The sequence below is a fragment of the Geodermatophilus sp. SYSU D00879 genome (genome assembly GCF_054050375.1).
The window spans coordinates 67,308-75,758 of the sequence record NZ_JBJGZF010000006.1 but is presented as its reverse complement, the minus strand read 5'-3'; the positions used below and the strand labels follow the sequence as shown (position 1 = coordinate 75,758).

8 protein-coding genes are annotated in these 8,451 nt (G+C 78.9%); 5 read left to right on the top strand and 3 right to left on the bottom strand.

The annotated features are described in order from the left end of the window. Window positions 1–13 precede the first annotated feature (13 nt). The 5 genes from ACI79B_RS10185 (at window position 14) to ACI79B_RS10165 (ending at window position 4,189) form a co-directional block, all read left to right on the top strand. Window positions 14–1,036: an LLM class F420-dependent oxidoreductase gene (locus tag ACI79B_RS10185; protein WP_456927197.1), complete on the top strand. Its 1,023-nt coding sequence runs from the start codon at window positions 14–16 to the stop codon at window positions 1,034–1,036. 36 nt (window positions 1,037–1,072) lie between these two features. Beyond that, the gene (locus ACI79B_RS10180; RefSeq protein WP_456927196.1) at window positions 1,073–1,924 is read left to right on the top strand and encodes a patatin-like phospholipase family protein; all 852 of its coding nucleotides are present in this window, start codon (window positions 1,073–1,075) and stop codon (window positions 1,922–1,924) included. Between the two features lies 1 nt (window position 1,925). After that, window positions 1,926–2,954, top strand: coding sequence for a lysophospholipid acyltransferase family protein (locus tag ACI79B_RS10175; protein WP_456927195.1), 1,029 nt, complete (start codon window positions 1,926–1,928; stop codon window positions 2,952–2,954). Window positions 2,955–3,021: 67 nt separating this feature from the next. Continuing rightward, window positions 3,022–3,777, top strand: coding sequence for an alpha/beta fold hydrolase (locus ACI79B_RS10170; RefSeq protein WP_456927194.1), 756 nt, complete (start codon window positions 3,022–3,024; stop codon window positions 3,775–3,777). A 22-nt stretch (window positions 3,778–3,799) separates the two neighbouring features. Then, entirely contained in the window at window positions 3,800–4,189 is a 390-nt protein-coding gene (locus tag ACI79B_RS10165) for a cupin domain-containing protein (RefSeq protein WP_456927193.1), read from the top strand. Between the two features lie 34 nt (window positions 4,190–4,223). Here ACI79B_RS10165 and ACI79B_RS10160 read toward each other — a convergent pair whose 3' ends face one another. From ACI79B_RS10160 to ACI79B_RS10150, 3 genes are all read right to left on the bottom strand, one after another. Continuing rightward, the gene (locus tag ACI79B_RS10160; RefSeq protein ID WP_456927192.1) at window positions 4,224–4,961 is read right to left on the bottom strand and encodes a ferredoxin reductase; all 738 of its coding nucleotides are present in this window, start codon (window positions 4,959–4,961) and stop codon (window positions 4,224–4,226) included. Further along, window positions 4,931–5,539, bottom strand: a complete 609-nt coding sequence (locus ACI79B_RS10155; RefSeq protein WP_456927191.1) for a molybdopterin-dependent oxidoreductase — start codon at window positions 5,537–5,539, stop codon at window positions 4,931–4,933. The genes ACI79B_RS10160 and ACI79B_RS10155 overlap by 31 nt, the downstream gene beginning before the upstream one ends. 71 nt (window positions 5,540–5,610) lie before the next feature. Continuing rightward, the gene (locus ACI79B_RS10150; protein ID WP_456927190.1) at window positions 5,611–8,385 is read right to left on the bottom strand and encodes an AAA family ATPase; all 2,775 of its coding nucleotides are present in this window, start codon (window positions 8,383–8,385) and stop codon (window positions 5,611–5,613) included. Window positions 8,386–8,451: the final 66 nt, after the last annotated feature.

The following is an 8,451-nucleotide window of genomic DNA, read 5'->3' as shown; positions in this document are numbered from 1 at the left end:
ATCGGAGGGCGCCGTGAGGCTGGGGCTGTCGCTGGGCTACTGGGGCGCCGGCCCGCCGCCGGGTCAGGCGGAGCTGGTCGCGCTCGCCGAGGACCTCGGCTTCGACTCGGTGTGGACGGCGGAGGCCTACGGGTCCGACGCGCTCACCCCGCTGGCGTGGCTGGGCAGCCGGACGACGCGGCTGCGGCTGGGCACCGGCGTCGTCCAGGTGTCGGCGCGCACCCCGACCGCCACCGCCATGGCCGCGCTGACGCTGGACCACCTCTCCGGCGGCCGCTTCGTGCTCGGCCTCGGCGTCTCCGGCCCCCAGGTGGTCGAGGGCTGGTACGGCCAGCCCTACCCGCGGCCGCTGGCCCGGACCCGCGAGTACGTGGCGGTGCTGCGGCAGGCCTTCGCCCGCGAGGTGGTCCGCCTCGACGGCGAGCAGGTCCGCATCCCGTTCCCCGGCGGCACCGGCCTGGGCAAGGCGCTGCGGCCGACCGTCCACCCGCTGCGGGCCGACCTCCCGGTGCTGCTCGCCGCGGAGGGCCCGAAGAACGTCGCCCTGGCCGCGGAGGTCGCCGACGGCTGGATCCCGCTGTTCTACTCGCCGCACGACGACGCCCACTACCGCGCGGCGCTCGCCGAGGGCTTCGCCCGGCCGGGCGCCCGCCGGACCGCGGACGACTTCGAGGTGGCCTGCACCGTGCCGGTGGAGGTCGACGACGACGTCGACGCCGCGGCCGACCGGGTGCGCCCGATGCTCGCCCTCTACGTCGGCGGGATGGGCGCGCGCGGGGTGAACTTCCACTACGAGGTCTTCGCCCGGATGGGGTTCGAGGCCGAGTGCGCCCGCATCCAGGAGCTCTACCTGTCCGGCGCGAAGGCCGAGGCGGTCGCGGCCGTGCCGCTCGCGATGGTCGAGAAGGTGGCCCTCGTCGGGCCGCGCGCCAAGATCGCCGACGACCTCGCGGCGTGGGAGGCGTCGCTGGTCACCACGATGCTCGTCTCCGGGTCGCCGGAGACACTGCGGACGATGGCCGAGCTGGCCGGCTGAGTGGCGGTCCGCCGTCCGGGTGCCACGATGCGGGGCGTGGCAGCGACCGGCGGCACCGCGTTCGTCCTCGGCGGCGGGGGAGTGCTCGGCGCGGCCGAGGTCGGCATGCTGCAGGCGCTGCTCGAGCGCGGCGTCCGGCCCGACCTGGTCGTGGGCACCTCGGTGGGCGCGATCAACGGCGCGGTCGTCGCCGCCGACCCGACGCCGGCCGCGGTGGACCGGCTGCGCGCGGTGTGGCAGGAGCTGGCCTCCCGGCGGGTGTTCGCCGGGTCGGTGCTCGGCCGGGTCGGCACGCTGGTCCGGACCCGCACGCACCTGCACCCGCGCGAGCCGCTGCGCGAGATGCTCGAGGACGCGCTGCCGGTCCGGACGTTCGAGGAGCTGCGCGTCCCGTTCCAGTGCGTGGCGGCGAGCATCGAGCGGGCGGCCGAGCACTGGTTCACCGACGGCGACCTGGTCGACGCGGTGCTCGCCTCCTGTGCCGTCCCCGGGCTGCTGCCGCCGGTGGAGATCGACGGCGAGCACTACCTCGACGGCGGCCTGGTGCACAGCATCCCGGTCGGCCGCGCGGTGACCCTCGGCGCCGCGACCGTCCACGTGCTGCACGTCGGGCGGATCGACCGGCCGCTGTCCCCGCCGTCCCGGCCGTGGGAGGTCGCCACGGTCGCCTTCGAGATCGCCCGCCGGCACCGGTTCACCGCCGACCTCGCCTCGCTGCCGGAGGGGGTCACGGTGCACGTGCTGCCCGCCGGGGACCCGGACCCGCCGGGGGCGGCCAACCTGCGCTACCGCGACTTCTCCGGCGTGCCGGCCCGCATCGAGCGGGCCCGCGCCGCGGCGGGGGAGTACCTGGACCGGGTCGCCGCCGGCCGGGGCGGGGTGGTCTGAGGTGCTGCCCCCGCGCCGCGTCCGCCGGGTCGCCGGCCCGTTGCTGGTGGGGGTGCTCGCGGTCGCCGTCCTGCTGCTGCCGGTGCTCGTCGTCGCGGCGGTGCTCGTCTCGTTCTTCCTGCCCGGGCGGCTGCGCGCGCTGCGGCTGCTGGGCTTCGGGCTGGTCTACCTCGGCCTGGAGGTGGCCGGGCTGGCCGCCGCGGCGGTGCTGTGGGTGGCGAGCGGCTTCGGCCGCCGGCTGGACTCCCCGCGCTCCCGGGCGGCGCACTACACGGTGCTGCGGGTGCTGCTCGACGTCCTCATGCGGACCGCGCAGCGGCTGTTCGCGCTGCGGCTGGTCACCGACGGCAACTCGTGGTCGCCGCTGGACGACGGCGTGCCCGGCTCGACCAACGCCATGGTGGTGCTCTCCCGGCACGCCGGCCCGGGCGACTCGTTCCTGCTGGTGCACACGCTGATGAACCGCGACCACCTGCGCCAGCCGCGGATCGTGCTCAAGGACGTGCTGCAGCTGGACCCGCTGGTCGACGTCTACCTCAACCGGCTGCCCAACTCCTTCGTCTCCGGCGACCCGGCGGCCGGGCGGAGCCCGGAGGAGGCCATCGGCGACCTCGCCCGCGACCTCGGCGAGGAGGACGCGCTGCTGATCTTCCCCGAGGGCGCGAACTACACCCCGCGGCGCAAGGTGCGGGCGCTCCAGCGGCTGCGCGAGCGCGGGCTGCTGGCGGCGGTGCGGCGGGCCGAGGCGATGCGCAACGTGCTGCCCCCGCGCCCGGGCGGCGTCGTCGCGGCGCTGCAGGCCGCTCCCCACGCCGACGTCGTCCTCGTCGCGCACACCGGGCTGGAGCACCTGAGCACGGCCCGGGACGTGTGGCGGGGGCTGCCCATCGACAAGACGCTGCACCTGCGGTGGTGGTTCATCCCGGCCGCGGAGGTGCCGCGCGGCGAGGCGGAGCTGACCGACTGGCTCTACCGCTGGTGGGAGACCATCGACGACTGGATCAGCACGACCTCGGCGACGGTCAGATGACCGATGCCCCGCCGGGCGCGGGGCAACGAGCGTGGGGGGCGGAGCCCGCACTCCCGAGGAGGTCGTCGTGACCGGTGCCCCTCCCGTCCCCACCGTCGTGCTGGTGCACGGCGCGTTCGCCGACAGCTCCGGGTGGAACGGCGTGATCGCGCGCCTGTTCGCGGCCGGCGTCCGCGCGCAGGCGGTGCCCAACCCCCTGCGCGGGATCCCCGCCGACACCGAGTACGTCGCCGCCGCGCTGGAGCAGGTCCCGGGCCCGGTGCTCGCCGTCGGGCACTCCTACGGGGGCGCGGTCGTCACCAACGCCGCCGCCCGCGCCGGCAACGTCGTCGGCCTCGTCTACGTCGCGGGGTTCGCGCCCGACGAGGGTGAGCTCATCGCCGACGTCGAGGGCGGGTCGGTCGACAGCGTCCTGATGACCGCCCTCGAGGAGCGCTCCTACCCGACCCCGGAGGGGCCGCAGACCGAGTGGGCGATCCGCGCCGACCGCTTCCACGAGGCCTTCGCCGCGGACCTGCCCTCCCAGATGACCGCCGTCATGGCCGCGACCCAGCGCCCGGTGTCGGCGCTCGGCTTCACCGTGCCGAACGGCACCCCCGCCTGGCGCACCCTGCCGTCGTGGGCCGTCATCCCGACCGGCGACCGTGCCGCCGGCACCGACGTGCTGCGCGCCATGGCCCGGCGGGCCGGCGCGGACGTCGTCGAGACCGAGGGCTCGCACGCGATCATGATCTCGCAGCCCCAGGTGGTGGCCGACGTGATCCTGCGGGCGCTGGACAGCCTCGCCCGCGGCGTCCCCACGCCGGTCCCGGCCGGCGTCTGACCCCGGCCGGCGCGGGGCTCCCGTGGACGGCGCTCCGGACGCGGTCGGGCTGCGGGCCGCCGACGACCTGGCCGGCAGGCTCACGCGGACCGAGGTGCAGCGCGGGCCGTCGTCGGTGCCGGGCCGGGAGATCGTGCAGGTGCTCACCGAGATCCCGGCGGGCGTGGCGTCCGGCTGGCACACCCACCCCGGCGAGGAGGTCGGCTACCTCCTCGCCGGCACGGTGGAGATGCGGATCCGCGGTCGGGACACGCTGCTCCTGCGCGCCGGCGACGGCTTCCTGATCCTGCCGCGGACCCCGCACGACGCCCGGGACCTCGGCCCGGGCACCGGCCGGATGCTGTCGACCTACCTGGTCGAGGTCGGGCAGCCCCTCGCGACGCTCACCGGGGACCCGCCCGACCCGGCCTGACCGGGGCCGGCGGCGCGGTGGCCCCCGGGGACGGTCAGCCGCCGAAGCGCTCGAGCCGGATCGCGGACGGGTCGTGGCCGAGGTCGACCAGCGCCGTGGCGACGTCCTCGACGAAGTACGTCGGGCCGCAGACGAACGTGCGCGGCCGCACCCCCGGGCCGAACGCCCGCTCCGCCAGCAGCGCGCGGTCGACCCGGCCGGTCGGTCCCGTCCACCCGGCCGGCGCACCGCGGGTCAGGGTCACCGTGGTCTCCGGCCCGAGCGACCCCTGGCCGAGGAGGTCGTCGGCGCTGCGCGCGGAGTACAGGAGGCGGACCGGCGTCGTCCCGCCGGTGCGGCGCCGGTGCTCGAGCATCGACAGGAACGGCGCTACGCCCGCACCGCCGGCCACCAGCTGCACCGGCCGGCGCTCGCCGCGCTCGGAGTCCGCGCGCGCCGACCACACGAAGTACCCGCCGATGGGGCCGCGCAGCTCCAGCACGTCGCCCGCGCGCAGCTCGTCGGTCAGGTAGGGGGACACCTCGCCGTCGGGCAGCCGCTCCACGAGCAGGGAGACCTCCTGCTCCTCGGGCGCGGAGGCGATCGAGTAGCTGCGCTCCACCGTGTAGCCGTCCTCCGCGGTGAGGCGGAGGTCGACGTGCTGGCCCGGGAGGTGCCCGGTCCAGCCGGGCACCTCGAAGGACAGCCGTCGCACCCGGGCCGTCTCGGCGACGCCGCCGGTCAGCGTCGCCGGCAGCCAGGTCAGTCGCCGCTGTACCGCTGTTCCAGCCACGGGTCACCGCGGTCGTGGTAGCCGAACGTCTCCCAGAAGCCGGGCTCGTCGACCCGGCTCAGCGCGAACCCGCGCAGCCACTTGGCGCTCTTCCAGAAGTACAGGTGGGGCACCAGCAGCCGGGCCGGCCCGCCGTGCTCCGGGGGCAGCGGCTCGCCCTCGTAGGTGTCGACCACCCAGGCCCGGCCGCCGGTGACGTCGGCGAGCGGCAGGTTCGTCGTGTACCCGCCGTCGCAGAACGCCAGCACGAACGCGGCCGCCGGCGGCAGGTCGGCCAGCAGCGTGTCGACGGCGACGCCCTCCCACCGGGTGCCGAACTTCGACCACTTGGTGACGCAGTGGATGTCGACCGAGACCGCCTCGCGCGGCAGCGCCCGGAACTCCTCCCAGGTCCACCGGCGCACGCCGTCGACCTCGCCCTGGACGGTGAGGTCCCACTCGGCCAGGGGCGTCCGCGGGGTCGGCCCGGCCGAGAGCACGGGGAAGGCGTCGCCGACGTCGTACTGCCCGGGGGGCAGCCGGTCGGTCGGGGTCGCGGCCGAGGCGCGGTGGCCGAACCCGCGGGAGATCAGGGACATGGCGGCTCCTCCCGACGACGTCCCGACTGTGCCGGGGCGGCCGCCCCGCGGCATCGGTCGATCGACCGCCGTCACCGCTCGGACGGCGGGCGCGGGGTCGGCACCCCGGCCAGCGCGTCGCGGAGCGCGGCGCGGGCGGTGACGCCGAGCTTGGGGAACGCGCGGTAGAGGTGCGCCCCCACGGTGCGCGGGGACAGGAACAGGCGGTTGCCGATCTGCTTGTTCGACAGCCCGGACGCGGCGAGCATCGCGATCTCGTACTCCTGCGCCGTCAGCGAGGCCGGGCGCCCCCCGCCGTCCGTCCGGCGCGCGGACGGCCCCGTCGCCCGCAGCTCCGCCGCCGCCCGCGCCGCCCACGGGGCCGCGCCGAGCCGCTCGAGGACCTCCAGCGCCGCGGCCAGCTGCCCGCGGGCGGCGCCGGTCGCCCGCGCCCGGCGCAGGTGCTCCCCGTAGGCGAGCCGCACCCGGGCGAGCGCGAACGGGTGCTCCTGCGCCCCGGGGACGGCGAGGGCGGCCTCGAAGCACCCCGGCGCCTCCTCCTCCGGCGCGACCAGCGCGGCCGCCCCGGCCAGCAGCAGCGCGGGCCCCGGCGCCGCCCCGGAGACGGGCGCGCGCCGCAGCGCGGCGACGTGGGCGGCGGCCTCGGCCCGCCGGCCGGTCCGCACCGCCGCCTCGACCACGTCCAGCGCGGCGGGCAGCGCGACCGGCGCGTGCGGCGCGAGCCGGCCGGCCGGCCCGATCGCGGCGAGGTGGCGGGCGGCGTCGTCGTGCTCGCCGCGGCCGAGGGCGGCCAGGCCGCGGGCGTGGGCGGCGAGGTGCGCGGCCAGCCCGGCCCCGTGCGCGGCCACCGCCGCGGCCAGGTCGCCGGTGCGGGACCGGACGCCCTCCTCGTCGCCGCGCGCGGCCGCGAGCAGGGCCAGGACGTGGACGGCGGGCAGGCCGAGCAGCCGGTACCCCAGCTCCCCGGCCTCGCGGACCGCCTCCGCGGCGCCGCTCGCGGCCTCGTCCCAGCGGCCGGCGGCGAACGCGTCCTGCGCCAGCAGCGCCCGGGCGCCGAGGACGGCGGCGCGGCTCCGGCCTCCCGCGGCCAGGACCCGACCGAGGGCCGGGCGGCAGGCGGCGAGCCGGCCCGCGGGCGCGGCGGCGGCCGCGACCCGGACGACGGAGACCGGGTCGCCGTCGGTCTGGACCGCGGTCAGCAGGTCCCCGAGCCGGTCGAGGTCGGCGCGGGTGGCCCGGGCGGGGTCCGCGACCGTGCGGGCGGCCACCGACAGCACGGGCGGGACGTCGGTCCCCAGCCGGGCGAGGGCGTCGTCGAACGGGTGCCAGAGGTCCTCCCGGCCGGCGAGGTGGCAGGCGAGCAGCAGGGCCGGGAGGGCGTCCGCGACCGCGGCCGCGCCGGCTCCCTCGTCGAGCGCGGTCCCGACGGCGCGGGCGAGCACGAGGTGCGCGGTTCCGACGTCGCCCGCGGCGTGCAGCAGGTGCGCGGCGGCGGCCGCGGCGACCGCCGGGGAGCGGCCGGCGCGCGGGTCGGCGGCCCGCGCCCGCGCGAGCAGATCCGGCACGGCCGGCAGGTCGCCGGTGCTGTCCACCGTCGCGGCGGCGGCCGCGGCCAGCCGGCGGGCGCGGGCGGGCCCGGGCGGGGTGAGGTCCGCGGCGCGGAGCAGCAGGGCGACCGCGCCGGTCCCGTCCCCGCGCTGCCGCGCCCGGCCGGCCGCCCGCTCGAGCAGGCCGGCCGCCTCCCCGTCCGGCCCGAGCGCGGCCCGCGCGAGGTGCCCGGCGCAGCGCTCCGGGTCCCCGGCCAGCGCCCGGGCCAGCGCGGCGTGCGCCCGCCGCCGGTCGCCGCTGGTCGCGAGCTCCACGGCGGCCGCGCCGGTGAGCGGGTGCCGCAGCGCCACGTGTCCGGCGGCCAGGTCGACGCGGACCAGCCGCGCGCGCTCGGCCGGGGCGAGGTCGTCCAGCCAGCCGTCGTCGGGCTCCCGGCCGCCGGCCAGGGCGGCCGCGCGGAGTGCGCGGAGGTCTCCGGTGCCCTCCAGGGCGGCCAGCAGGAGCAGCGCGCGGGTGGCGGCCGGCAGCGCGCTCACCGGCCGGGCGAAGGCGGCGTGCAGCCGCGTCCCGGGCGGGAGGGGCACCGGCCCGCCGTCGTGGCCGGCCAGGGCGGCGGGCAGCTCGACCAGCGCCAGCGGGTTGCCCCGCGCCGCGTCGAGGACGCGCCGGCGCACGTCCGCGGCCAGCCCGGGCGAGCGGGTGCGCAGCAGCTCCGCCGACGCGGCGTCGTCGAGCGGGCCGAGCTCCAGGCGGGGCAGCCCGGCGTCCAGCAGCAGCGAGCCACCGCCGGTCCGCGCGGCGGCCAGGACGCCGCAGCGGCGGCCGGCGAGCCGGCGGGCGACGAGGCCGAGCACCCGCGCGCTGGACCGGTCCAGCTCCGGCAGGTCGTCGACGACCAGGAGGACGGGCCGCCCCCGGGCCACGCGGTCGAGCAGGGCCAGGACCGCGGTCGCCACCGCCAGCGGGCCGGGCGGCCCCGGCCGGGCGCCGAGGGCGGCGGCCAGGGCGGTGCCGGGCGGGCCCTCGGGCCCGGCGAGCAGCGGCAGGAGGAGCTGGGACAGGCCGGCGGAGCCGACCTCGGTCTCGGACCCCACCCCCGCGGCGCGCAGCACCATCGCGCCGGCCGCGGCCGCCGTCCCCGCCGCCGCGTCGAGCACCGCGGTCTTCCCGACGCCGGGATCGCCGGTCACCACCAGCGCGTCGCCCCGGGAGGCGGCCCGGTCGAGGAACGCCCGGACGGCGCCGCCCTCGGCGTCCCGGCCGACCAGCCCGGTGCCTCCGGTCGTGGTGTCGTCCACGGGGGCCTCCCTCGACTCGCCGCCCGGACGGTCGCTCCGTGCCGGCGTCGTGGTCTCGCCCCGTGG